The organism is Acinetobacter genomosp. 15BJ (assembly GCF_000400715.1).
Classification (GTDB): Bacteria; Pseudomonadota; Gammaproteobacteria; order Pseudomonadales; family Moraxellaceae; genus Acinetobacter.
The window spans coordinates 1,970,457-1,994,821 of record NZ_KE007347.1; the positions used below are offsets into that span (position 1 = coordinate 1,970,457).

The 24,365-nt window shown below is 42.7% G+C and carries 21 protein-coding genes; 12 read left to right on the forward strand and 9 right to left on the reverse strand.

Annotation, left to right across the window (positions count from 1 at the left end; genetic code table 11):
• Positions 1–324 precede the first annotated feature (324 nt).
• Both F896_RS05075 and F896_RS05070 read right to left on the reverse strand, forming a co-directional pair.
• Positions 325–1,038: an alpha/beta fold hydrolase gene (locus F896_RS05075; protein ID WP_032882432.1), complete on the reverse strand. Its 714-nt coding sequence runs from the start codon at positions 1,036–1,038 to the stop codon at positions 325–327.
• A gap of 42 nt (positions 1,039–1,080) precedes the next feature.
• Positions 1,081–1,410, reverse strand: a complete 330-nt coding sequence (locus tag F896_RS05070; protein ID WP_016164548.1) for a DUF6176 family protein — start codon at positions 1,408–1,410, stop codon at positions 1,081–1,083.
• A 132-nt stretch (positions 1,411–1,542) separates the two neighbouring features.
• On the opposite strand from F896_RS05070, the gene F896_RS05065 reads away from it, so the two are divergent.
• Positions 1,543–2,118, forward strand: coding sequence for a peroxiredoxin (locus F896_RS05065; protein WP_004804900.1), 576 nt, complete (start codon positions 1,543–1,545; stop codon positions 2,116–2,118).
• A gap of 79 nt (positions 2,119–2,197) precedes the next feature.
• Here the strand turns inward: F896_RS05065 and F896_RS05060 are convergent, their stop codons facing one another.
• Positions 2,198–3,157: a LysR family transcriptional regulator gene (locus tag F896_RS05060; RefSeq protein ID WP_004655319.1), complete on the reverse strand. Its 960-nt coding sequence runs from the start codon at positions 3,155–3,157 to the stop codon at positions 2,198–2,200.
• A 249-nt stretch (positions 3,158–3,406) separates the two neighbouring features.
• Here F896_RS05060 and benA point away from each other — a divergent pair, with 249 nt between their 5' ends.
• The 7 genes from benA (at position 3,407) to F896_RS05025 (ending at position 11,579) form a co-directional block, all read left to right on the forward strand.
• Positions 3,407–4,789, forward strand: coding sequence for a benzoate 1,2-dioxygenase large subunit (gene benA / locus F896_RS05055; RefSeq protein ID WP_016164549.1), 1,383 nt, complete (start codon positions 3,407–3,409; stop codon positions 4,787–4,789).
• On the forward strand, positions 4,786–5,286 hold the full coding sequence (gene benB / locus F896_RS05050) for a benzoate 1,2-dioxygenase small subunit (RefSeq protein WP_016164550.1): 501 nt from the start codon (positions 4,786–4,788) through the stop codon (positions 5,284–5,286). Before benA ends, benB begins: the two co-directional genes overlap by 4 nt.
• A 73-nt stretch (positions 5,287–5,359) precedes the next feature.
• Positions 5,360–6,376: a benzoate 1,2-dioxygenase electron transfer component BenC gene (benC, locus tag F896_RS05045; RefSeq protein ID WP_016164551.1), complete on the forward strand. Its 1,017-nt coding sequence runs from the start codon at positions 5,360–5,362 to the stop codon at positions 6,374–6,376.
• A 20-nt stretch (positions 6,377–6,396) separates the two neighbouring features.
• Positions 6,397–7,182, forward strand: coding sequence for a benzoate diol dehydrogenase BenD (gene benD / locus F896_RS05040; RefSeq protein ID WP_016164552.1), 786 nt, complete (start codon positions 6,397–6,399; stop codon positions 7,180–7,182).
• A gap of 56 nt (positions 7,183–7,238) precedes the next feature.
• Positions 7,239–8,432, forward strand: a complete 1,194-nt coding sequence (benE, locus tag F896_RS05035; RefSeq protein ID WP_016164553.1) for a benzoate/H(+) symporter BenE — start codon at positions 7,239–7,241, stop codon at positions 8,430–8,432.
• 477 nt (positions 8,433–8,909) lie between these two features.
• Positions 8,910–10,268: an aromatic acid/H+ symport family MFS transporter gene (locus F896_RS05030; RefSeq protein WP_016164554.1), complete on the forward strand. Its 1,359-nt coding sequence runs from the start codon at positions 8,910–8,912 to the stop codon at positions 10,266–10,268.
• A gap of 45 nt (positions 10,269–10,313) precedes the next feature.
• A complete protein-coding gene (locus F896_RS05025; RefSeq protein ID WP_016164555.1) occupies positions 10,314–11,579 on the forward strand; it encodes an OprD family outer membrane porin in 1,266 nt (421 codons plus the stop codon).
• Positions 11,580–11,699: 120 nt separating this feature from the next.
• Here F896_RS05025 and ftn read toward each other — a convergent pair whose 3' ends face one another.
• Entirely contained in the window at positions 11,700–12,164 is a 465-nt protein-coding gene (gene ftn / locus F896_RS05020) for a heteropolymeric bacterioferritin subunit Ftn (RefSeq protein ID WP_016164556.1), read from the reverse strand.
• A gap of 353 nt (positions 12,165–12,517) precedes the next feature.
• Between ftn and F896_RS05015 the strand changes: the two genes are divergently transcribed.
• Positions 12,518–13,573, forward strand: coding sequence for an SDR family oxidoreductase (locus tag F896_RS05015; RefSeq protein WP_016164557.1), 1,056 nt, complete (start codon positions 12,518–12,520; stop codon positions 13,571–13,573).
• A 53-nt stretch (positions 13,574–13,626) separates the two neighbouring features.
• On the opposite strand, the gene ligA is transcribed toward F896_RS05015, so the two are convergent.
• The 4 genes from ligA to F896_RS04995 all read right to left on the reverse strand — a co-directional run bounded on the left by ligA (position 13,627) and on the right by F896_RS04995 (position 20,887).
• Positions 13,627–15,654 carry an NAD-dependent DNA ligase LigA gene (gene ligA / locus F896_RS05010; RefSeq protein WP_016164558.1) on the reverse strand — a complete coding sequence of 676 codons (2,028 nt, stop codon included), beginning with the start codon at positions 15,652–15,654 and terminating at the stop codon, positions 13,627–13,629.
• Between the two features lie 71 nt (positions 15,655–15,725).
• Entirely contained in the window at positions 15,726–16,730 is a 1,005-nt protein-coding gene (locus F896_RS05005; RefSeq protein WP_016164559.1) for a cell division protein ZipA C-terminal FtsZ-binding domain-containing protein, read from the reverse strand.
• 1 nt (position 16,731) lies between these two features.
• On the reverse strand, positions 16,732–20,181 hold the full coding sequence (gene smc, locus F896_RS05000) for a chromosome segregation protein SMC (RefSeq protein ID WP_016164560.1): 3,450 nt from the start codon (positions 20,179–20,181) through the stop codon (positions 16,732–16,734).
• Positions 20,182–20,191: 10 nt separating this feature from the next.
• Positions 20,192–20,887 carry a GntR family transcriptional regulator gene (locus F896_RS04995; protein ID WP_016164561.1) on the reverse strand — a complete coding sequence of 232 codons (696 nt, stop codon included), beginning with the start codon at positions 20,885–20,887 and terminating at the stop codon, positions 20,192–20,194.
• Positions 20,888–21,239: 352 nt separating this feature from the next.
• On the opposite strand from F896_RS04995, the gene F896_RS04990 reads away from it, so the two are divergent.
• A complete protein-coding gene (locus F896_RS04990; RefSeq protein WP_016164562.1) occupies positions 21,240–22,205 on the forward strand; it encodes a hypothetical protein in 966 nt (321 codons plus the stop codon).
• 14 nt (positions 22,206–22,219) lie between these two features.
• Entirely contained in the window at positions 22,220–22,762 is a 543-nt protein-coding gene (locus tag F896_RS04985) for a GTP-binding protein (RefSeq protein ID WP_016164563.1), read from the forward strand.
• A 6-nt stretch (positions 22,763–22,768) separates the two neighbouring features.
• On the opposite strand, the gene F896_RS04980 is transcribed toward F896_RS04985, so the two are convergent.
• Entirely contained in the window at positions 22,769–23,569 is an 801-nt protein-coding gene (locus tag F896_RS04980; RefSeq protein ID WP_016164564.1) for a sulfite exporter TauE/SafE family protein, read from the reverse strand.
• A 6-nt stretch (positions 23,570–23,575) separates the two neighbouring features.
• Between F896_RS04980 and F896_RS04975 the strand changes: the two genes are divergently transcribed.
• Positions 23,576–24,352: a biotin--[acetyl-CoA-carboxylase] ligase gene (locus F896_RS04975; protein ID WP_016164565.1), complete on the forward strand. Its 777-nt coding sequence runs from the start codon at positions 23,576–23,578 to the stop codon at positions 24,350–24,352.
• The last annotated feature ends 13 nt before the right edge of the window (positions 24,353–24,365 follow it).

A 24,365-nucleotide genomic window follows, 5' to 3' on the forward strand; every position in this document is an offset into this window, starting at 1 on the left:
TTTAGATACTCGGAAATGTCATCTGCAACCTGAGCAAGCCAAAGCGATTAAAGCTTTGGCATAGCGCAAGACAAACGATGTGCATAGTTCACAATTAAGCAAAGCTTTCGCCTTGCGGTACTGCAAAGATTCTTAATCTTTGCTATTCGTACCTCAGGTTTTGCCTACTTTTCCCGAAAGAAAAGTAGGTCGCCGAAGGCATATCCTAAAAATGGATGAGAACTCGGCACGATTCCGTTAGGCCTATAAAATAAACTTTATCTTAAACTTGTCAAAATCTAAAATATATTGCGAGAACTTTCAATTCAAGCAAGATTAAACCGTCTATTGAATAAAATCTTCAATTATTTGCACAGTCTGTTCAACCATAAAACAAGGGAAACCATGAGAAGCACCTTCAACAGAAACTACAGATAAATTCTTTGCAGCTAAATCTTCAGTTTTTCGTATAACTTGGTAAGGAACTAAAGCATCATGCTCGGCAAAGACATGCAACTGCCTACCCTGATAATTTTCATACAACTCAACCAAGTTTAATTGCTCCAGCAACTGCAATCCATCCCTAAGCAATGCAATCGCTTGCGGACGAATCAATTTTTGCATGGCCAAGAAATCTTTCTTTGCTGAACTGGCACCTTGACACACCAACAAGCCAAACCGTTTTAGCGTACTAATGGCATCCTGTTCAAATGACTGTTTAAACTGCATAAAGGTTTCAACAGGCATGGCTGTGGTCCAATCAGCTTGTGCCATAAAACACGGATTCGATGCTAAAGTGATTAAAACTTTCTGTTCAGCATATTGTTGTTGGATCTGATCAACCAGTAATGTTGCCAGTTGTCCACCAAGCGACCATCCAATGATCACATCAAATTTCACTGCACGTTCAACCTGCTGTTGCAAGATGCCAGCATCCAAGGCACTAAAAATATTAAGCCGCTCAACGCTATGTCCTTTTTGTTCTAAAGCCTCATGTAGAGGTTTTAATAATTCGGCACCACCACCCCATCCAGTAATGAGTAGAATCTTATAGGTCACGTGCTTGCTCATTTTCAAAAACTTCAACGCAGTATACCCTGATTAACACTCCTCATTATTTTCCAAATCTACCAAAAGCTGCGCTGGAATTACCTGTTCCCAATGTTGCTTAAACTGTCGATGAACTTGATCAATCTCAAAGCGACTATTTCTCGCGACCTGTTGTGCATAAGCAATATCTTTAGCACGCATATAGGCGAGTAAATAATGATCTCCATTCAATTCAAGTTGAAACCAAGATTCAACGGTTACCCCTTCAGCTTGAAGTGTTTGAATGGCTTCTACTTTGCGTTGTTGAATTTCTTGCTGCCAAGCCTCGACCTCAGCCTGTGTATTAGCTTTTAATCTAATCAGAACTGCACCAACATCCATGCTTTTACCTTTTCTTTTTTTATCACTATTCAATTTAAATATATAAAGCAGAGCAAAATCCTGTAAAGAATTTTCTAACACATCCAATGTCTAAATTTGCTAAAGTAGCTGCTATTACACTTTGAGATCAACATGATGAATACGATAAAGTCCAAAGTTCTCGTTTTATGTAGCTCACTTTTTTTACTCAGTGCACCGACGCTCAGTAGCGCACAAAGTACCTTATTTTCTAAGCAAGATACTGCACAAAAAGAATGGGTTGGACAGTCCGCACCAGACTTTAAACTACAAGATCAAACTGGCAAATGGCACACCTTAAATCAATATAAAGGCAAATGGGTGGTGCTATATTTCTACCCTAAAGACAACACGGCAGGCTGTACTCAAGAAGCCAATCAATTTAAATCACTCTACCCTCAATTTACCAAATCAAATGCGGTGGTACTGGGTGTCAGTCTAGATGATGTCGCATCGCATCAGAAATTCTCAGAAAAACTCGGCCTACCGTTCCCGATTCTTGCTGATGATCAGGGCGAACTGGCAACTAAATTTGGTATTGTTCGAAACTTGGGTATTACTAAAATTGCCAAACGTGAGAGTTTTTTGATTAATCCTCAAGGTGCGGTGATGTATCACTACACCAGCGTGAATACTCAAACTCATGCCGATCAAGTATTGAAGGATTTAAAAACCTTACAAAGCAAATAATCGCATTGAAGATTTTGAGTCAGCTTATCGAGCTGATAATATGCCTAGTTGTTTGAAGTCTAGGCATTTTTATACTCGTTTAAAAATCAATGCCATTAGAATCATCAATCGGATTCTGATCCAGTGTAAATACGGTCCGCTGATACGGAATGCCTTCCAGATCATACACCTGATAAACACAATCAAATAACAGCTGTAGGTCTTCACTACGATCCATTGCCCGTGCCGTCAGAAAAATTGGGCTAACCGCACCATTATCCAAAATTGGAATGTAATTGAGATGTGGAAAACGAATGGTATCGGCACTGGCAGGAATCACACACAAGCCTTCGCCTGCCGCCACCAGACCTAAGGCCAGTTGAATTTCCCGCACTTCATGCATATTTTTCGGCACTAAACTATGCTCGGCAAAAATATTCAATAGTTGAGTCGAAAAATTAGGTTTCGGTGAAGTAGGATACATAAACATCTTTTCATCAATCAGATCTGCCAGATAGACCCCTTCTGTCCGCTGTGCAATCGGATGGCTGGTATGTGCCGCCACAACCAAACGTTCCTTCCGCAGTAAAATTCTTCTGACCGCAGGATCACTAATCCGCAAGCGTCCAAAGCCCACATCAATTCGACCTTCCTTTAGAGCCTGCAACTGCTCTGTGGTACTCATTTCAACCAGTTGAATATTGAGATGTGGCTGCTGCTGCCTAAACAAATAAATGATCCGTGGCAATAGACCATAAAGCAACGACCCGACAAAACCAATCGTAACACTGCGTTCGATCAGTCCAATCCGTTTCGCCATACTTTTGATTTCTTCTGCATTAGACAAAAGTTTAATCGCATGCTGATAAAAGAAATGTCCCGCAGGTGTGGTTTGTAGAGGTCGGCTACCCCGCTCAAACAGCTGAATACCCAACTCACTTTCCAAATTTTGAATCTGTCGACTCAAAGGTGGTTGAGCAATAAATAGTTTTTCTGCGGCCTTGGTGAAGCTCTGCTCTTCAACAACCGCAACAAAATACCGTAAATGACGTAATTCCATGAGGTTTCCATACCTTTAAGATATATAAAAATATAAATTCAGTCTTAGACAGAGTTTACTCATTCTTTTAAGGTATAGACAAGAGATAAACCGATGAAGTTATGAATCGCTTCCGCTAGATTCCAGCTGCCCACATTCATCCTTATCGGTTAAAGCCACAACACTCGCCACATTCAACTTATTAGGATATCGAGACGCTTTAAGCGCAACTCGATGACTTCCACAGTTTTGGAAAGTCGGAGAACGGACATGCCACGTATTCCTGTAATCAATACCAGCCATCTTGACCGCATTGATGAATTACTGGTCGATAATATCGACACGGGTGAATTTAAACTGCATCGCTCAGTATTTACCGATCAAGCCCTATTTGATCTCGAAATGAAATACATTTTCGAAGGCAATTGGGTTTATCTTGCACATGAAAGCCAAATCCCCAATAACAACGATTTCTACACCACTCATATTGGTCGTCAGCCAGTCATCATCGCCCGCAACCGTAACGGCGAGCTGAATGCCATGATCAATGCCTGTTCCCATCGTGGTGCGCAACTTTGCCGTCATAAACGCGGTAACAAAGCCACTTACACTTGCCCTTTCCATGGTTGGACCTTTAACAACTCAGGCAAACTTCTCAAAGTCAAAGATCCAAGTGAGGCGGGCTACTCAGATTGCTTTAACCAAGACGGTTCACATGATCTGAAAAAAGTCGCACGTTTTGAAAATTACAAAGGTTTCTTGTTTGGCAGTCTCAATCCAGATGTGCCATCACTTGAAGAATTCTTGGGTGAAACCAGCAAAATCATCGACATGATTGTCGATCAATCCGAACATGGTTTAGAAGTTCTACGCGGCACATCGTCCTATACTTATGAAGGAAACTGGAAACTGACGGCGGAAAATGGTGCTGATGGTTATCACGTTTCAGCAGTGCACTGGAACTATGCTGCAACCACACAACACCGCAAAGAGACCCAAGCTGCCGATAATATTCGTGCCATGAGTGCAGGCTCTTGGGGCAAACAAGGCGGTGGTTCTTATGGCTTTGAAAATGGTCATATGCTGCTATGGACGCAATGGGCCAATCCAGAAGATCGCCCAAACTTCCCTAAAGCAGATGAATATACCGAGAAGTATGGCGAAGCCATGTCGAAATGGATGATTGAGCGCTCGCGCAATCTCTGTCTCTATCCAAACGTATATTTAATGGATCAGTTCGGTTCACAAATTCGGGTGTTACGTCCTATTTCAGTCGATCGCACTGAAGTCACGATTTACTGTATTGCGCCGAAAGGTGAAGCCCCGGAGGCGCGTGCGCGTCGTATTCGTCAATACGAAGATTTCTTTAATGCCTCAGGCATGGCCACACCCGATGACCTAGAAGAATTCCGTGCTTGTCAGGCTGGTTATGCAGGCATCTCACTGGAATGGAATGATATGTGCCGTGGTTCAAAACACTGGATTTATGGACCTGATGATGCAGCCAATGAAATTGGTCTTAAACCGATGTTAAGCGGAATTAAAACCGAAGATGAAGGCCTCTATCTGGCGCAACATCAATATTGGTTGCATACCATGAAACACGCCATTGTCGCTGAGAAGCAAATTGCTGCTCAAGGAGAAAACGCATGAGTATTCAAGATAAAAGCAGCTTGGAAAATATTGCCCAGTTTCTCTATCGTGAAGCACGCTTTTTAGATGACGAACAATGGGACGACTGGCTCAATTGCTATGCGCCTGAAGCCAGTTTCTGGATGCCAGCTTGGGATGACAATGATCAGCTCACCGAAGATCCCCAAGCTGAAATATCGCTGATTTATTATCCAGATCGCCAAGGTTTAGAAGACCGTGTGTTCCGAATCAAAACTGAACGCTCCTCTGCAACCATGCCTGATACCCGTACTTGCCACAATATTGCCAACGTTGAAATCGTAGCGCGCGACGGAGATAAACTCACGGTTCGCTTCAATTGGAATACCTTGAGCTTCCGCTACAAAACCACCTATAGCTACTTTGGCATGTCACGTTATGTCATTGATTGTTCTGGTGCAGAAGCAAAAATTCTAAGCAAGTATATCGTGCTTAAAAATGACTATATCAATCAAGTGATTGATATCTACCACCTGTAAAAAATAGGTCGCCTCAGCCAAATGGACTGTTGGTTGGGGTCCCAAATTTAAATTATTTTGTAGGATACGTCTCATGTCAAACCACAATGTAGCACTTCAATTTGAAGATGGTGTGACACGTTTTATCAGTGTTGCTCAAGGTGAAACCCTGTCCGATGCAGCCTATCGCCAAAAAATTAATATCCCGTTAGACTGCCGTGATGGTGCCTGTGGTACTTGCCGTGCCTTCTGTGAATCTGGTAGTTATGACATGCCAGAAGAAACGTATATCGAAGATGCTTTGACGCCTGAAGAAGCAGAGCAAGGTTATATTCTGGCATGCCAATGTCGTCCAAGCTCAGATGCTGTATTCCAAATTCAGGCTTCATCTGATGTCTGTAAAACCGAAACTCATTCTTTCCAAGGCACATTGGCTCGGGTAGAAAATCTTTCTGACTCGACCATTACTTTCGATATTCAACTCGATGAAGGTCAACCCGATATTCATTTCCTTGCAGGACAATATGTCAATGTCGCTATTCCTGAAACAGGTGAAACCCGTTCATATTCATTTAGCTCAAAGCCGGGCAACCGTTTAACTGGCTTTGTGGTGCGTAATGTCCCAAATGGCAAAATGAGCGACTTCTTAAGCAAGGCCGCGCAGGCAGGCGACAAGATGAGCTTCACAGGTCCATTCGGCAGCTTCTATCTGCGTAATGTCACTCGTCCTGTGCTGATGCTGGCAGGTGGTACAGGCATTGCCCCTTTCATTTCGATGCTGCAGGTGCTTGAAGAAAAAGGTTCTAACCAACCTGTGCGTTTAGTCTTTGGCGTGACCAACGATTTTGATCTGGTGGCTTTGGAGAAACTAGCAGAATTACAGGCGAAATTCCCTTGGTTTGAATATCGGACTGTCGTTGCACATCCTGACAGTCAGCATGCGCGTAAAGGCTATGTCACAGGTCATATCGAATCTGAATGGCTAAACAGTGGCGATGTTGATGTGTATCTGTGTGGTCCTGTGCCAATGGTCGAAGCCGTCCGTGGCTGGTTAGATACAGAACAGATCAAACCAGCCAGCTTCCTGTTCGAAAAGTTCTCTGCGAATTAATAGCTACAGGAAATCAAGCCATGTCTCAAACTCAAAGATTTAAGCATAAAGTGGTAATTGTCACAGGCAGTGCTCAGGGTATTGGCCGTGGGGTTGCGTTACAACTCGCGTCTGAAGGTGCGCAACTGGTCTTGGCTGATCGTTCTGATTATGTGCAGGATGTGCTGGCTGAAGTAAAAACCCTCGGTGCTGATGCCATTACCATTCAAGCAGATTTGGAAAGCTTTGCAGGTGCACAAAGTGTCGTTGCCAAAGCGATTGAACATTTTGATCGAGTCGATGTGCTGATCAACAATGTTGGCGGCGCAATCTGGATGAAACCTTTTCAGGAATTTTCTGAACAGGAAATTATTAAGGAAGTGAATCGCTCGTTGTTTCCAACTTTATGGTGCTGCCGAGCGGTCTTACCTGCAATGATTCAACAACAGGCAGGCGTGATCGTCAATGTTTCATCGATTGCGACTCGCGGGATTAACCGTATTCCCTACTCTGCCGCCAAAGGTGGCGTCAATGCGCTGACGGCATCGTTGGCCTTTGAACATGCCAAAGATGGAATTCGGGTCAATGCCATTGCCACAGGTGGAACCGAAGCCCCACCACGCAAAGTACCACGCAATAACAATCCACTCAGTCAAAATGAAAAAGACTGGATGCAGCAGGTCGTCGATCAAACCATAGACCGTACATTTATGGGACGCTATGGCAATATTGAGGAACAAGTCAAAGCCATTGTCTTTGTTGCATCCGATGATGCGTCCTATATCACGGGCAGCGTCATCCCAGTGGGAGGTGGAGATCAGGGTTAGCCCTGATCTTTTGCATTTCAGATAAAGTACCGGATGTGCATGGAGGCCATCACCCAATGACAACTTTACTCAAAACATTAAAACAAGATTGGTCCATTTCAGCCACGGTTGCTGGTTTTCTTGCGGTTCTGATTTCCTATTCAGGACCACTGATTATTTTCTTTCAGGCGGCACAACGTGCCCATGTCTCAACAGAGATGATGGTGTCATGGATTTGGGGCATTTCCATTGGCGCGGCAGTTGCAGGGATATATCTATCAATTAAATATAAAACTCCCGTCATTACTGCTTGGTCTGCACCTGGAACAGCCTTATTGGTCACCTTATTTCCCGACATTTCGCTCAATGAAGCAGTCGCTGCCTATATCACCTCTGCCATCGTGATTTTTCTCATTGGGATTACAGGCTGTTTTGACAAACTGCTGAGATGGATTCCGCAAGATGTTGCTGCAGGCATGATGGCAGGCATCTTGTTTCAATTTGGCATTAATCTATTTACAGCCACAGATAACATGCCACTGATTGTGTTTAGCATGCTGATTGTGTTTCTGATAGCGAAACGACTGATGCCGCGCTACACCATGATCTGGGTATTGGCAGCGGGTATTTCACTCAGTTTATTCTTGGGAAAAATGAATCCAGTTGAGATCAGTTTTAACCTTGCCATTCCGCAATGGATCAGCCCTGAATGGACATGGAACTCCACCTTAAATCTGGCACTACCCTTGATTTTGGTGAGCCTGACTGGTCAATTTTTACCGGGTATGGCCATCATGAAACTCAGTGGTTATGACACGCCCGCCAAACCGATTATTAGTGTCACCAGTATTGCCTCTCTCGCTGTGGCCTGTGTCGGCGGTATTACTATTGTACTCGCGTCCATTACAGCAGCGTTATGTATGGGCAAAGATGCACATGAACTAAAAGAAAAACGCTATATCGCAGGGATAGCAAATGGGATTTTTTATATTCTTGGTGGACTGTTTGCCGGCAGTATTGTGATGCTATTTAGTTTACTACCGAAAGAATTGGTTGCCGCTTTAGCAGGCTTGGCTTTGCTCGGTGCAATTTCCACCAATATTGCCGTTGCCATGAAAAATGACCAACAGCGCGATGCCGCACTGATTACCTTTCTGGCGACAGCTTCAGGCATGCATTTTTTAGGATTAAGCTCTGTGTTTTGGGGTATTTGCATTGGAGTGATTGCCCACTTCATTCTCACCCTGCGTACTCCAGTCAAGTCGATCTAGAAACAGACAATAAAGACCAAGAACTCCGCCTTGCTGTCAAATAACAGACTGCTTTGCCCCTAAAGCTTAGCGATCAAAATTCAGTAAGGCAATTTCAAAAATCTCACTTTAAAATCTCAACTCACTCAACTTAATTAGATGCTCATCATTATTCTTATTATTTTAACCAATAGGTAAAATAAAATATCCTGACTTATTTTTAATCACGCCATAAGTTTATTTAGTGATTTTTCAATTATAAAAAATAAGATTTAAACATCATAAAATAGTTAAAATTCTCACGATTTAATATTTAACTCATATTTTTAAAACAAATTAAATATAAATAATAAAATTATAAATTTCAATGGTTTAATTCAATATAATCACAATACCTTAAAGACATAAAGATATATCAATTAGGTTTTTGACTCTCACCCAATAACAAAATAGCTTAATAAAAAATAACTCGGTACTTCACAAATTGGAGGTGAAGCAATGGATACACATAAGGTCAATATTAATGACATTATTGATAAAGCCCGTTTTACGGTATTTCACTGGAAAGTGTTAATCTGGTGTCTCATCATTATTATTTTTGATGGTTACGATCTGGTTATTTATGGTGTCGCCTTACCCTTGCTGATGCAGCAATGGTCACTGACTGCCGTGCAAGCGGGATTGCTTGCCAGTGCAGCATTATTCGGGATGATGTTCGGTGCCATGATTTTTGGCACGCTCTCAGACAAACTAGGCCGTAAAAAAACCATTCTGATTTGTGTCACTTTATTTAGTGGCTTTACCTTCTTAGGTGCTTTTGCAAAAAGCCCCACTGAATTTGCCATTTTACGTTTTATCGCGGGGCTTGGCATTGGTGGTGTGATGCCAAATGTGGTTGCACTCATGACCGAATATGCGCCAAAAAAAATCCGCAGTACTTTGGTTGCATTGATGTTTAGTGGTTATGCCATAGGCGGGATGAGTTCTGCCTTACTGGGTGCATGGCTGGTCAAAGACATGGGTTGGCAAATCATGTTTTTAATTGCAGGTATCCCACTGTTACTGTTACCAGTGATCTGGAAATTTCTGCCTGAATCACTCGCCTTCTTGGTGAAGTCTAATCATCACGATCAAGCCAAAATGATTGTCAGTAAAATCGCACCTGAGACTGAATTAAGCAATCATTCAGAACTGGTTCTGAATGAAAGTACCACGACTGATGCACCTGTTCGCGCCCTATTCCAACAAGGTCGTAGTTTTAGCACCTTTATGTTTTGGGTGGCGTTCTTTATGTGTCTGTTAATGGTCTATGCATTGGGTAGTTGGTTACCAAAACTGATGCTACAGGCGGGTTATTCTCTAGGTGCCAGTATGCTGTTCCTGTTTGCGCTCAATATTGGAGGTATGGTCGGTGCGATTGGCGGTGGCGCTTTGGCAGATAAATTTCACTTAAAACCCGTCATTACCAGCATGTTTGTGATCGGTGCTGCTGCCCTAATCTTACTTGGTTTCAATAGCCCACAATTTATTTTATACAGCCTGATTGCGATTGCAGGTGCAGCCACGATTGGCTCTCAAATTCTACTCTATACCTTTGTGGCGCAATTCTACCCCACCGCAGTACGTTCAACCGGTATGGGATGGGCTTCGGGTATTGGACGAATCGGTGCCATCATTGGCCCTGTCCTAACTGGTGCTTTGCTGACCTTTGAACTGCCCCATCAAATGAATTTCCTCGCTATCGCGATTCCCGGCATTATCGCGGCGTTCGCCATCTTCTTGGTGAATTTGAAAGTCTCGGTTGCGGCTCAACCCGCAACAAGCTTTAACCCACAATCTTCACTGACTCAGCAATAAAACCATGTGCGCCGAGGACTGGCGCACTGACTTCGGATATGGATTATGAAATTATTACAGCGCTTTTCCCCTACGCGTTTAACGGTTGTAACCTTGGCAATGGGCGGCTTGGCTTGCCCAATGGTTTTTGCTGCGGAGACAGCTCAGCCAACTCAAGATCAATGGAAATTCACACTTAAAAATGCCTATATTAATCGTGACTATGACAATCCAAGCCTTAAAGATACAGGTAGCTGGTCACAAGCAGCGTCTTTATTCTACAAATCAAATATGCAGGATACACCCCTACAAATCGCAGATAAGCCCGTCACGATTGGTGCAGATGCTTCGGTGCAATATGCAGTGCGTTTAAGCAAGGATAAGCATGTCGCAGATACCGTGTTGCCCTTTGATCCCCAAACCCAATCACAAGCCTCTGACTATTTAAAATATGGCGCGACCCTCAAACTGGGCTATGACAAAACACTGCTCAGTGTCGGTGAACTCTGGCTGGATCTTCCTGTGACGGCGGTAGATGCCAGTCGCCAGTTGTTGGCATCATACTGGGGGACCAATTTAAAGTCACAACTTTCTGATCAGCTCTATGCCGAAATAGGCCGAGTCACCAAAGTATCACCGCGTAATGAAGAAGATTTTAAGAAATTTTCTTTTACTGCGAATGGCAAAACCGTTTACTCGGATGGCTTAAATTATCTAGATCTGCGCTATCAGCTCACGCCATCATTGAAGGCCGAATACTACTTTGGCAATTTAGAAGACCTCTACAATAAACACTATCTTGGGTTAGACCATACATGGAAACAATCCAACTTCTCACTAAATTCCAAGTTTAAATATTTCAATGCCAAAAATGACAGTAGTAACTTTGATATTGATGCCCAAAATATTGGAATACTGGAAATGTTAAAAGTGAATAATCAGTCTTTTGGTTTGGGCTATCAACAGATTATCGGGGAGTCTGCCTATCCTTTGCCTGATGGTTTTCTGCCTGAAACTTATTTTATCAACTGGAATGCCACAGGCTTCTTCAAAAAGAATGAAAAGTCTTATCACTTGATGTATGGCTATGATTTTAAGGACTACGTGCCTGGGCTAAATGCGATGGTGAAATATGTTTATGGTCATGACTTTAAGGCAGCCAATGGTGATAAAAACCACGAAACTGAGTCCAATATTATTCTGAACTATGCTTTTCAGCAGCCTTATCTCAAAGGCTTTGCACTGCAATACATCCGCATTGACTATGATGTGAAACATGGCAATGACTTTGGCGAAGATCGTTTATTCGTGAATTATAGTAAAAAGTTCTAAGTCTTAGTCTTAGTCTTAGTCTTAGTCTTACAGTAGCGTAAATAATTTATCCCCCTAAAAATAAAAAGAGAACTTCATTTGAAGTTCTCTTTTTATGCCTCACAAGTTCAATCTGATCGATTAAATTTGTGATTGAATATAATTCTGCAAACCAATCAATTCAATTAAACGCAATTGCTTTTCTAACCAGTAAGTATGATCTTCTTCTGTATCAGAAAGCTGCTGACGCAACATATCACGGCTAATATAATCGCCTTTTTCTTCACACAGCTTGATACCCACTGCCAATTTTTCACGCACATGATATTCAAGTGCTAAATCAGCCTTTAAACAACTGACAACATCGCTACCGACATTGATGTCTTCACGGTTCATGTTTGGTTGAGCACCTAAGAACAGCACACGACGAATGATTGAATCCGCATGAGATGCTTCTTCTTGCATTTCATGGTCAATACGCTCGTAGATCTTGCTCAAGCCCCAATCTTCGTACATTCTTGAATGAATTAAATATTGATCACGAGCAGCCAATTCACCGCCAATGAGCATATTTAAATAGTCGATGACTTCTGGATTGCCACGCATAATACTTACTCCTATCGAATGACAATATTATGGCCAAGTTACAATAGAATTGCAAAAACAAAAGTGTGTAAGTTTATGATTTTTATAAAATTAAAATGAGAAACATACGCATTTACAGTTCTAATTAGCTCAATTTATCTAAATAAAATAAGCCTTTGCATATCATTTATCACTTTAAAAAGAGATAATCCTATTGAAAATCATTTGTTTGATTTTTTGTAACCATTAGCAATGCTTCTTATTCCGCTGATGTTTTGATCAAAAAATCATAAAAAATGACTGCTCAGCTGTTGTTTGTTTGAGCAAAATTCGGTAAATAACAGCAATCACAAAAACATAATGTGGAAACCACAATGGATAAAAGCAAACCAATTTTGGTCACTGGCGCGACGGGTTATATTGCAGGCTGGATTATCGAACGTCTGCTCAAGCAAGGTTATACGGTTCATGCCACAGTGCGTGATCCATCAAAGAAAAATAAGATTCAGCATTTGTACGATCTGGCAGATCAATCTTCTGGCAAGATTGAATTTTTTAAAGCAGATTTGCTTGAACCGCGTTCATTTGATGATGCCATGAAAGATTGTGAAATCGTGATTCATACCGCATCTCCATTTGTGGTGACCAATTATAAAGATGCAGTCAAAGACATTATTGAACCTGCGGTGAAAGGCACAGAAAACGTATTAGACAGCGTCAATCGCACCGAGTCGGTCAAACGTGTGGTGCTGACTTCAAGCATTGCCTCGACCTATGGTGATGCAGTTGAGATTCAAAATACCGCAAACAATGAGTTTGATGAAAGCCATTGGAACAATACCAGTAGCGAAACCCATCAGCCTTACCCATACTCAAAAGTTGCTGCTGAGCGCAAAGCATGGGAAATGGCGGAACAACAAAAGCGTTGGGATTTAGTCTGTATTAATCCCGCCTTAGTGATGGGACCATCCCTCACCGATGCGAGCCAGTCAGGTAGTATTGAAGTATTACAACAGTTCGGTAATGGCACCACCTTATTTGGTGTTCCACCGATGTGGAATGGTATTGTCGATGTCCGTGATGTTGCCGATGCACATGTGGCTGCGGCATTGAATCCACAAGCACAGGGCCGCTATATCATTTGTGGTGGCACACTCAGCTTATTGGACATGGGTAAGGCACTTACTCAGAAGTTTGGCTATAAGTTTCCATTCCCGCACTTTACAGTGCCAAAAACAGCCTTTTCATTTGTTGCGCCTGTTCTCGGACATTCACGTGAGTTTGTAAAATTGAATATGGGCTATCCAATTTATTTTAATGCGCAACGCAGTGTGAAAGAGCTGGGCATTAAATATCGCGATGTGCGTGAGAGTGTCTGTGAACATTTCCAGCAATTGCTGGATGATGGTATTGTAAAAAAATATATTTAATATCAGAAAAAAGGCGGCATTTATGCCGCCTTTTTTATCATTTAAATAAAGAATCAGGCTTCATACTGCTTCAAAAATTCTAAGAACTCTTGCTCATTCAATACTCGAATATCTAACTTCTGTGCTTTATCCAACTTACTACCCGCTTTCTCACCTGCAACCACACATTTGGTTTTACTGGACACACTACCACTAACACGAGCACCCAAGGCTTGAAGTTTCTGCGTCGCTTCATCACGTCCCATGGTTTCCAATGTACCTGTGACCACCCAACTTTCGCCATTTAAGGGCTGGCGTGTCGGTGCGGTTGGTGCATCCCAATGAATGCCTGCTGCCATTAAACGATCCAACACTTCGATGTTATGCGGTGCTTGGAAAAAGTCGGCAATCCATTCTGCTGTAATATCACCTACATCAGGAGTTTTTTTCAGTGCTTCAATATCCGCAGCTTTCAATGCCTCAAGCGTCTGGAAGGTATTGGCCAACATGCGTGCTGTGGTTTCACCAACACCACGTATACCCAATGCATAGATAAAACGCGCCAAAGTGGTTTTCTTACTTGCCTCAATCGCATCAATCAAGTTCTGAACAGATTTCTCACCCATTTTTTCGATGGTCAATAAGGTGTCACGATGCTCATGCAAATGATAAATATCCGCCACATCTTTGAGTAGGTCGAGATGTAACAGTGATTCCACCCAACGATCGCCCAAACCCTCGATATCTAGCGCTTTACGTGAAACAAAGTGACGAATGGCCTCAATACGTTGTGCCGCACAATATAGACCACCTGAGCAACGTGCCAAGGCCTCACCTTCTGGCATCACCACAGGTGAATCACAGACTGGACAATTGGTCGGAAGATGCACCATCTCCGCATCGGCAGGTCGGAACTCAGCCCAAACTTTCTCAACTTTTGGAATCACATCACCAGTACGATAGACACTGACAGTATCACCAACACGCACATCTAAACGATGGATTTCACCAATATTATGCAAGGTGACATTAGACACCGTCACCCCACCAACAAACACAGGTGTTAAACGCGCAACTGGGGTGAGTGTTCCAGTACGCCCCACTTGCCAGTCAATATTTTCAACTTTGGTCAGTGCTGCCTGTGCAGGGAATTTATAAGCTGTTGCCCAACGTGGTTCACGACTCAAGAAACCTAATTGTTGTTGCTGTTTAAGGCTATCTACCTTGATCACCATGCCATCAATTTCAACTTTAAGATCTGGACGTTCTTGTTGAATCTGTTCATAACGTTGTTGCACTTCTTCAATCGAAGCACACAGGAATTGACGCTCAGCAATTTCAAAACCAAATCGAGTTAACCAGTGCAGGCTGTCATGCATGGTTTCAAGGCCATGATTCGGTACACACTGTGCAATTCCATAAGCATAGAACGCCAATGGACGTGAAGCTGCGATATTTGGATCAAGCTGACGAAGGCTTCCTGCTGCGGCATTACGCGGATTGGCAAAGGTCTTATCACCTTTGGCTTCCTGATCGGCATTGAGCTTTTCAAAGCCTTGCTTTGGCATCAACACTTCCCCCCGAACCTCAAGAAACTCTGGAATCGCTTGATGCTGACTTGATAGGACTTTCGGCAGATTTCGAATGGTTTTAACATTCTGGGTAATGTCTTCACCTGTCTCGCCATCACCACGGGTCACGCCACGAACCAATACACCATTTTCATACCACAGTGAAATCGCTAAACCATCAAGTTTAAGTTCAACGTCATACTGGACTTTTTGATTCGGTAAACGCTCATCAATACGACGCGCAAAGGCAAACAGGTCTTCCTGATTAAAGACATTACCTAATGACAGCATCGGTACTGCATGTGTCACACTTTCAAATTTTGACAGCGCTTGACCACCGACTTTATTGGTCGGTGTATCCGCCTGAATACATTCTGGATATTGTTGTTCTAAAGCTTTGAGCTGATGAAATAAATGGTCATATTCACTATCAGAAATGGAGGGTTGATCCATCACATAGTAAGCATGATTGTGTTTTGCAATCAGTTGAATCAACTGACGCATTTGCTCAATAACTGAGTTGTGTTCCATTTAAATTTCACCATATAAAAGGGCGGAAAAACCGCCCTATAATTTTTACTAAATTTATTATAAAAGATTCATTAGACGGTTGCTTGATTTGGACGATAATCAATCACATGATGACGCCAATGCTCTTTCAACTGCGGCGTAAACTCTAAATTGTTTTCATCATAGACCTTACCATCGACTTCACGCGCAATTAACCCCGCAATACTGGTCATCATGTCATAACCTGTAACCGCTTTGCTGTTTGGTAAAGCCAAGAAGAATGCAAGACCTTGCACTTGTTCGCCCGATAAAGTTTCCAAATCAAAACCAGCAGGACCATTATCCGTCATACGCAATACTGAGAACATCAAGGCACTTGGCTCATCGGTATTTTCATAACGATGGAAACACGACATTTCACCGAAACGTAAGCCATATTTCAATAACACTTTCAGTGCTTTATCACCTGACAAGGCACGACGCGGATTCGGATAAACATTCAAAGCAATAATCTGTTCTGCAGTTGCTAAAGCACTTTCATCATCATAGCGTTGCTGTTCATGCAAATGCACATCCAGAATATTACTTTCGCCATCAAACTCTTCAATGGCAACCGTTTCAATATTTGGATTTAAGCTAAGCTCAGTTTCCGCTTTGCTTTCCTCTGCTTTCTCTTTAGCTTCTGCATTGTCAGAAACCACTGTTGTTTCTGCCTCAGCTGCGACTGTCTCATCTTTTTGAACCGCTTCCAGCTCTGCTACAGCTTCAACAACCTCATCTGCTTTAGTAGTTTGTTCGATTTCCGTCGTTTTTGTTTCAACACTAACCGTTTCAACTGTTTGCTCTGCCACAGGCTCCGCTACAATTGCCTCAGTATTTAAACTTGGCTCAACACGTTCAGTTGTAGTCACCACTTCTTTTTGTAAAAGCTGGTCACGTACATGACGTGGAATCACAGGTTGCTGACTTTCAGGATTAATATATAAATCCGCTTCTAATGACGGCTCAACTGGTTTTGGTTTTCTTAAAATCATGATTAAACCAACGAGCATAATCGCAACGGCGGCAACAATGCCTATTATTGTATTCATTTCCATACTAAGACTCCGCAACTAACCCGTATTCTTTTGCCTGTTCTAAATCGACAGTCACTAATTTTGATGTACCTGGCTCTGGCATGGTGACTCCAAGTAAATCAGTTGCCATTGTCATCGCCAATTTATTATGTGTAATGTAAATGAATTGCACTTGTTCAGAAAGCTCTTTTACCAAATTACAATACCGTTGTACATTGGCATCATCAAGTGGTGCATCAACTTCGTCCAGTACACAGAACGGTGCAGGGTTCAATCTAAAGATGGCAAACACCAAGGCCAAAGCCGTTAGGGTCTTTTCACCGCCTGAAAGCAAAGCCAAGGAACTGTTACGCTTGCCGGGTGGACGTGCCATCAGTTTCACGCCAGACTGCCAATCATCTTCGAGGCTTAAAGTCGCTTCACCACCACCAAATACCTTTGGAAACAGCAGTTGCAACTCTTGATTGACCTGATCAAAAGTTGTCATAAACAATTTTCGGGTTTCCTGATCAATACTTTTCATCGCATCTTTGAGCTGATCAACCGTATTTTGCAGATCTTGCATCTGGTGACTCAACTCATCAAAACGTTGCGACACTTCCTCATACTCTAGTGACGCCGCCAAATTCACTGCACCAATTTTCTCAAATTGCTGCTGGGCTTTTTCCAGTTTCTGCTGATGATCTTTAATTTCAATCGACAAATCAGATAAAGCTTCCGCATTGAGTTCTTTCAACTGTTCCAGATAATGTTCACGATCTGATTTCGCTGCCTGCCAAGCCAAGCGCTTTTGTTCCAACTGCTCACGCACCTGCTCATCTTTTTGTTGGGCTAGATGGCGTTGTTCAGTCAGTTGCTGCTGCTTCTCTTGCACTTGATTGAGTTCAAGCTGCCATTCATTCCAGGTTTTTTGCAGCTTTTCAGTTTGCTGAAATTGCTCGTGGAATTGTGACTCCAAGTTCGGCAGCTCAAGCTGAATCGGATCAACAAACTTCTTGGCCTGCTCGATTTGTTCGATGATTTGACGATATTGTGTTTTCAGGAAGGAGATATCTTTTTCCAATAACTCAATTTGCTGATTGGCCTGCGAGGTCTGGCGACGTAAAGCTTCACGCTGTTGCTGCTGTTGAGTCAACTGTTGTTGCTGCTCATCCAACTGCTCATTCAAGTTTTCCACCTGAAATTGCAAAGTCTTATAATTCGGCAATACAGCTTCTAATTTGATTGCTAATGCATGCAGATCAATTTCCAGATCATCACGCTGCATGGCATCTTCTTCAAGCTGTAGATCAAGCTGTTTCAGTTGATCTGCCAATTGCTGTTGCTGCAACACAAAGGCTTGTGCCGTACTTTGCAGTTTGGCAATTTGCACATCCAGCTGTTGTAACTCTTTTTGCTTTTGTTTCAGGTTTTGTTGTTGCTGCTGCAAGTGCTGTTGCTGCTGTTGCAACGTTTCATGCTTTTGAGAAAACTGATGTTCAAGATCGAGCAACAGTGGTTGTTGCAGTGCCAGTTGCTGTTCAATTTCTTCTAAACGGACTTGATGACTGAGCATGCCCTGCGCAGTTTGACTGTCTTCATCGTAATGCAAAGCAATGACCCAGTCTGCGCCGACATGATAACCATCGAGCGTTAAAATGGATTGTGCTTGCTGTAGATCCGCTTGATATGACAAAGCTGTGGCTAAATCTTCTGCAACGGCTACATTGGTCCATAAAGAAGATTGGGGTGCTTCGATCCAATCACTTAAACAAGTCAGCTCTGCAATTTGAACAGGCTGCTGTTGTGATGACTTTAACTGTCGTGCAATACCCTCTCGGAAGGCTTGCCCATTCTCAATCAACTGGGCTTGTAGCCACTTGGCCAAGAACTTCTCAATAATGCTTGCATGCACTTTAGCATGAGTGCTTAAACGTAGGCTTTGCATCAATCGAACTGCATTTTGATCATGCTTCAGGCTTTGTTTTGCGACGAGCTGAGTTAAGTTCTTTTGTTCAGCCAATAAGACCTGAATCTCGGTTTTAAGGCTCTGCACATCAGCCTTCAGCAACTGTTGTTGATCTTGCTGTGTCTGAACATCCTGCTGTAATTGCTCAATTACAGTTTCTAACGCAATAATTTCCTGTTGCAGTTGCTGCTGCAGTTGTTCTAACTGCGCTTGTTCATCATCCTGAACCTGAGCACGAATCTGAGTGGTTTGCGTTTGCAAGGTCTGTTTTTGCTGCTCAATCCGTAGCACATTCTTACCCAACTGCTCAATTTGCGCGGCCATCTGCAACTTTTTTTGTTGTTGCTGATCGACTTGGGTTTTCAGTTGATCAAATTGCTGTTGTGCTTGCTTATGTTGTGCTTGGACATCGGTAAAATTTTGCTCAGCCGTTTGCGTCTGTTGCTCTAAGGCAAGCAAGCTTTCATTTTGCTCATCGAATTGGGTGCTTAGAGTTTCAACTTGTAATTCAGAGAGTTGCAAACGCTCTTTGGTTTGTACTTTCTGCTGCTCAAGTTGTAGCAAGCTACTGCTATTTTGCTGGAATAAACTCTGTTTTTGTTCCAAAGTCATTTTTAATTCAGACAGCTTTTTCTCGGCCTGTTGCCACTCATGCTGTAAAGGCGAAGACTGTTGAATTAAACGCTGGAATAAGGCACTGGTGGCTTCAAGATCATGTTCAATGGTCTGCGACTCTGAACGGACCAACTTAAAATTTTCACCCAGTGCGGTCATTTCAACCGTATATTCTTGTTGTAGCTTTTGACTTTGATTGGCTTGGAACGAAAGGATTTCAATTTTTAAAGTTCGGATCTGCCCTTCTAAGGTCTTGTATTGGATTGCGGCTTCAGACTGACGCTTCAAGCTTCTAAGTTGAGATTTTAGTTCAGCGGCGATATCGTCTAAACGCGCCAAATTCTGTTCAGTATGCTCTAAGTGCTGTAAGGTTTCACGACGGCGTGCCTGATAACGGGACACCCCTGCCGCTTCTTCAATAAACACGCGCATTTCTTCAGGCTTAGCATCGACCAGACGGTTAATCATGCCCTGTTCAATCACCGCATAAGAACGTGGTCCTAAACCTGTACCCAAGAAAATATCAGTGATATCACGGCGACGGCAACGCGTACCATTCAGGAAATATTCAGATTTACCTTCACGCGTGACTTGGCGACGCACCGCTAGCTCACTATAGGCGTTATAAGCGCCGCCTAATTTGCCATAGGTATTGTCAAAACGAAGTTCGACACTGGCAACCCCGACAGGTTTGCGTTTGGCTGTCCCAGTAAAAATGACATCCTGCATACTGCCGCCACGCAACTGACGTGCGTTGGACTCGCCCATAACCCAGCGAATCGCATCAATGACATTCGATTTACCACAACCGTTCGGCCCAATCACTGCAGTACGGTTGGCCTTAAAATGTAATGTTGTACTATCGGCAAAAGATTTAAAGCCTGAAAGTTTTAAACTGCTTAAACGCATACTGCCCTAACTAGCGGCGTGAGCGTCTAGCCCAAGCCAATTCAATCTGTTTCATACGTGTCAGAGATTCCAACACAAGGTTGCGCAAGTGTCGACAAAAATCTTCCATAAATAAAGCAGCTTGTTGTGATTTTCGGATCAAAATAGCATCAATCACCAACTTAAACAGGGTAAACGATTCTTGTAGCTCTCGACGGGAAGTGTTCAAGGTCAAAAAATAGCTACGGCGTAACGATGGCAGCAATTCTTTATAGAATTGCATCAAATAGGGATTTGCTACCATTTCATGCTGTTCTGCCAGATATTTAAAGATTGCATCGTAAAATTTTTCGATATCGCCCGCACGAACAAACTCGACCAGTTGATCCAATAAAGTTTGCAGTTGCTCTGCTTCATTGACTCGCCACGTTTCACTAATCCGTTGCACAATATGTCCAAGCACCATCACATTGGTATCGAATAAGGCTTTGACTTGTTGCGCTGACATTTCAGAGACAATCGCACCACGACGCGGAAAAATTTCAATTAAATAAGTCCGTTCCAGTAACAACAGTGCCTCACGAACCGAGCCACGACTGACATCTAATTCTTTCGCAATGCGCAACTCTTGAATGCGTTCGCCTTCAACCAGCTCACCACTAATAATTTGTTCACTAATATACTTTGCAATCTGTTCAGAAAGACTATCAGCCTCTTCGAGATTCATGAGTCCCTCGCTATCTTTGTTATACGCATTGATTCAATGCTGTTTGCGCTTTTTTGTTTTAACTGATCTCGCCCTATAAATTCTATATCATTGTCTGACAATTTTATTGCTTTTTAAGCCAATTACGCTAAAAAATCGCAATATGATTCTCAATATGTACTAAACACTCAGTTTTTCTATATTGAATATCAAATATTTATGCTTGGTACTGATATTTAACCACACATCTGAAAAGACATTCTCTTATCGCTTTTTAATTGATGTATGTCACAAAAAATAATATTTTCATTAATAGTATCGCATTTTAAATCTCCTACTGAATTACTCAGTACATACATAGATGAGTCATAACATGGGTGTTCATCAAGCCGTCAATATTGCCATTTTTGGACTCAGTCTCAGAACCTTGAATGAGTTAAAACAGCAGGTTCAAACGGCTGTGCCACAGCATGTCCAAATCAATTGGAGCAATATTGCCGAACCACAACTTGATATTCTCATGATTAACCAAGTATTTTTTGATTCACCCAATATCAAGAGCCTACTGCAAAACAATAAAATCAATGTGCTGAAAATTGCCAATGACGCTGATAAAAATAGCGCCATTGAAGATGACACCTTATTTCTGCCCTTGAACCATCTCCATTCCTTGCATCACTGGCTGAGCCTTCATCTGGATGAACGCTTAAATCAAGCATCAGAAAATATCGAAACTGAAGATACGCCAATCTTTCATCGCAAACAGATTAAAGAGGTGCTGCAAGAAATCCAGAACCCGAAGAATGGCAAGATTCAGCTGTTTGACAACCAAGGACTACTCGCCATTGCCGACCCACGCAATCAATGGCTGTGGCAACATCCTGAATTTCATTCTTTTCAAACCGACCCAAGCCTGAACTATACCTATGCCACACAGAATGATTTGCATTGGATTGCAGATGCAGCTCAGCAGGACTTAAAACAATGGCTTTGGCATTTACTTTGGACCTCTATGGATTTTGAAGAACTCTGTCCAGCTTCTGCATCGAGTTTTTATCTGCAAGTCTGGCCACAACCCAAAAACAAGCTTGACCGCCAGGATATCTTGCGGATGTCAGCCTGTTTTGCCCAAGGCGCACAGATCAGCCTTGTTGCCCAACAACTTAACCTCCCCGAACAGAAAGTTAGATACTTTGTTGCAGCATGCTTGGGTGCACAGTGTGGAACGCTGATTAAAGATCAACAGGCAAAATATCAAGCTAAAGGATCTCAAAACGAAGCTGAGCAGCATTTTATGAAAAAACTATTTGGTCGCTTACGTCACCGTTTAGGCTTTTAAGCAAGGGCATTACTATGATTTTACATCAATATAAAATTGTCTTTGGCGGCACCATGGGCTCGGGTAAATCCACGGCGATCAAAGCGCTGTCTGAAGTTGAAGTGCTGAGTACTGAAGCACTCAATACCGATACCGAATCACATGAAAAATTACTCACCACTGTTGGCATTGATTATGGTGAGCTAACCTTGGACGATGGTGTTAAAGTTGGTTTATATGGTACGCCTGGGCAGGACCGCTTTGATTTTATTTGGGCGGTGATCTGTAAAGGCGCAATCGGCACCATTGTGATGATTGACCATGCTGCTGAAAATCCTTTACTGGATTTAGAGCAATATCTTCAGGCGTTTCAGCCCTTTGGTCATAATATTGTGATTGCAATTACCCATATTGATCGTATGCCAGAACGAACCTTATCTATGTATCGTGACTGGCTGGCAGCCAAAGAGCTGAATTACCCGTTGTTCTTTATCGACGCACGTCAGCAAGATGATGTACTTCTTCTAGTTGAAACCTTGATTGCCAGCATTGAAGTACATTATGGTCTTACTAACTAAAACAAATCAGATCAATCCTTTATAAATAAAATAGCTGCCGACGACCACCAACAGGCCTGCAAAGCATTTTTTCAGCATAGCCGGTGATAAACGATGTGCAGCTTTGGCACCAAATTTTGCGGTGATAAAACTCATCACACTGATACCCAAGAAAGCATAAATATGCACATAGCCAATCGTGTTCGGCACTTCAATCTGCTCTTTAGCGCCAAACCACATAAAACCGATTGCCCCTGCAACTGCAATCGGTAAACCACATGCCGCGGAGGTCGCAACCGCCTTTTGCATGACCACACCATGTCGATTGAGATAAGGTACGGTGAGACTGCCGCCACCAATACCAAAAATTGCTGATGCCACACCAATGCCACCACCCGCAGCAAGTTGTAACCCTGCTGAGGGGAGATGACGATTTGGATCAACCACCGCATTTGCCCCTCTAAACATCTTGTAAGCCATCCAGACCGCAAATACCCCAATCACCAACTGTAAATGTTGCCCTGACATCAGATCGGCCACACCCGCCCCCAGAAACGAACCGAGCACTAAACCAGGCGCTAAATTGCGAAACACGGACCATAACACTGCCCCTTTTTTATGATGTGCCATCACTGAACTGATTGAAGTCACAATAATGGTTGCCAATGAAGTACCTACAGCAATATGCATAATCACATTCGGGTCATAATTCATTTGGGTGAACACAATATATAAAATTGGCACAATAATTAAACCACCACCCACACCGAATAGCCCCGCAGCAAATCCAGCAATTGCGCCAATCAGCAAATATATGATTAACTCCATAAACACATGACCACTCTACTTGTAAAAATGATGGATGATTTCGCAACCCGCCAGCTTCAGCAATTATTGAACGCAAAAAATCAATATCCAGAAGTGGTGCTCCTTAAAACAACCACAACCTCGACCAATGATGATATGCGTGAAATTGCGCAAAAAGGCATTACGACAGGATTAGTATGCAGTGCACTACAAACACAAGGTCGAGGTCAACACCAACGACAATGGGCCTCGCCTGAAGGCAACATTTATTTAAGCACACTGATTCAAAGCAATACAGCACTGGACGGTCGCCTTGCTCTTGAAGTTGCACTGAATATTCTACAAATGCCGAGCTTGCACGGCTTAACATTACAGGTCAAATGGCCAAATGATTTATATAGCCCACAAGGGAAATGGGGTGGAATTTTGGTTGAACCACTTTCCCCTCATCAAGCGATTGTCGGCGTAGGCATTAACCTAAACACGCCCCCTGTAGAAAATTCAGATCAGCCGATTAGCTCTTTAGAGATGCTCGGTTTAGCCCATATCGATCGTTTAACTCTGATTGCTGAACTGTACACCGCAATCCAGCAGGCAGCACAGTGGTTTGAACATGGTAGTTACAACTTAGCAGAACGCTTTAATCATCATGCGATCTGGCTGAATCAACAGGTTGAATTTGAACATACCCAAGGTAAAATTCAGGGGCTATTTCAAGGGATTTCCAATGACGGTGCGGTGCTGATCAAAACCGACCAGACTCAACAGTTCTATCAAGGCCGTTTACGCCTCGCATCGATTTGAGGAAGTGGTGATT

Coding starts and splice junctions, on each gene's coding strand:
- F896_RS04975 (WP_016164565.1), top strand. CDS start 23,576: ATGACCACTCTACTTGTAAAAATGATGGATGATTTCGCAACCCGCCAG.
- F896_RS04985 (WP_016164563.1), top strand. CDS start 22,220: ATGATTTTACATCAATATAAAATTGTCTTTGGCGGCACCATGGGCTCG.
- benC (WP_016164551.1), top strand. CDS start 5,360: ATGTCAAACCACAATGTAGCACTTCAATTTGAAGATGGTGTGACACGT.
- ligA (WP_016164558.1), bottom strand. CDS start 15,654: ATGGAACACAACTCAGTTATTGAGCAAATGCGTCAGTTGATTCAACTG.
- F896_RS05030 (WP_016164554.1), top strand. CDS start 8,910: ATGGATACACATAAGGTCAATATTAATGACATTATTGATAAAGCCCGT.
- F896_RS05060 (WP_004655319.1), bottom strand. CDS start 3,157: ATGGAATTACGTCATTTACGGTATTTTGTTGCGGTTGTTGAAGAGCAG.
- smc (WP_016164560.1), bottom strand. CDS start 20,181: ATGCGTTTAAGCAGTTTAAAACTTTCAGGCTTTAAATCTTTTGCCGAT.
- benE (WP_016164553.1), top strand. CDS start 7,239: ATGACAACTTTACTCAAAACATTAAAACAAGATTGGTCCATTTCAGCC.
- F896_RS05015 (WP_016164557.1), top strand. CDS start 12,518: ATGGATAAAAGCAAACCAATTTTGGTCACTGGCGCGACGGGTTATATT.
- F896_RS05070 (WP_016164548.1), bottom strand. CDS start 1,410: ATGGATGTTGGTGCAGTTCTGATTAGATTAAAAGCTAATACACAGGCT.
- F896_RS04980 (WP_016164564.1), bottom strand. CDS start 23,569: ATGGAGTTAATCATATATTTGCTGATTGGCGCAATTGCTGGATTTGCT.
- benD (WP_016164552.1), top strand. CDS start 6,397: ATGTCTCAAACTCAAAGATTTAAGCATAAAGTGGTAATTGTCACAGGC.
- F896_RS04995 (WP_016164561.1), bottom strand. CDS start 20,887: ATGAATCTCGAAGAGGCTGATAGTCTTTCTGAACAGATTGCAAAGTAT.
- F896_RS05065 (WP_004804900.1), top strand. CDS start 1,543: ATGATGAATACGATAAAGTCCAAAGTTCTCGTTTTATGTAGCTCACTT.
- F896_RS04990 (WP_016164562.1), top strand. CDS start 21,240: ATGGGTGTTCATCAAGCCGTCAATATTGCCATTTTTGGACTCAGTCTC.
- ftn (WP_016164556.1), bottom strand. CDS start 12,164: ATGCGTGGCAATCCAGAAGTCATCGACTATTTAAATATGCTCATTGGC.
- F896_RS05005 (WP_016164559.1), bottom strand. CDS start 16,730: ATGGAAATGAATACAATAATAGGCATTGTTGCCGCCGTTGCGATTATG.
- F896_RS05025 (WP_016164555.1), top strand. CDS start 10,314: ATGAAATTATTACAGCGCTTTTCCCCTACGCGTTTAACGGTTGTAACC.
- benB (WP_016164550.1), top strand. CDS start 4,786: ATGAGTATTCAAGATAAAAGCAGCTTGGAAAATATTGCCCAGTTTCTC.
- benA (WP_016164549.1), top strand. CDS start 3,407: ATGCCACGTATTCCTGTAATCAATACCAGCCATCTTGACCGCATTGAT.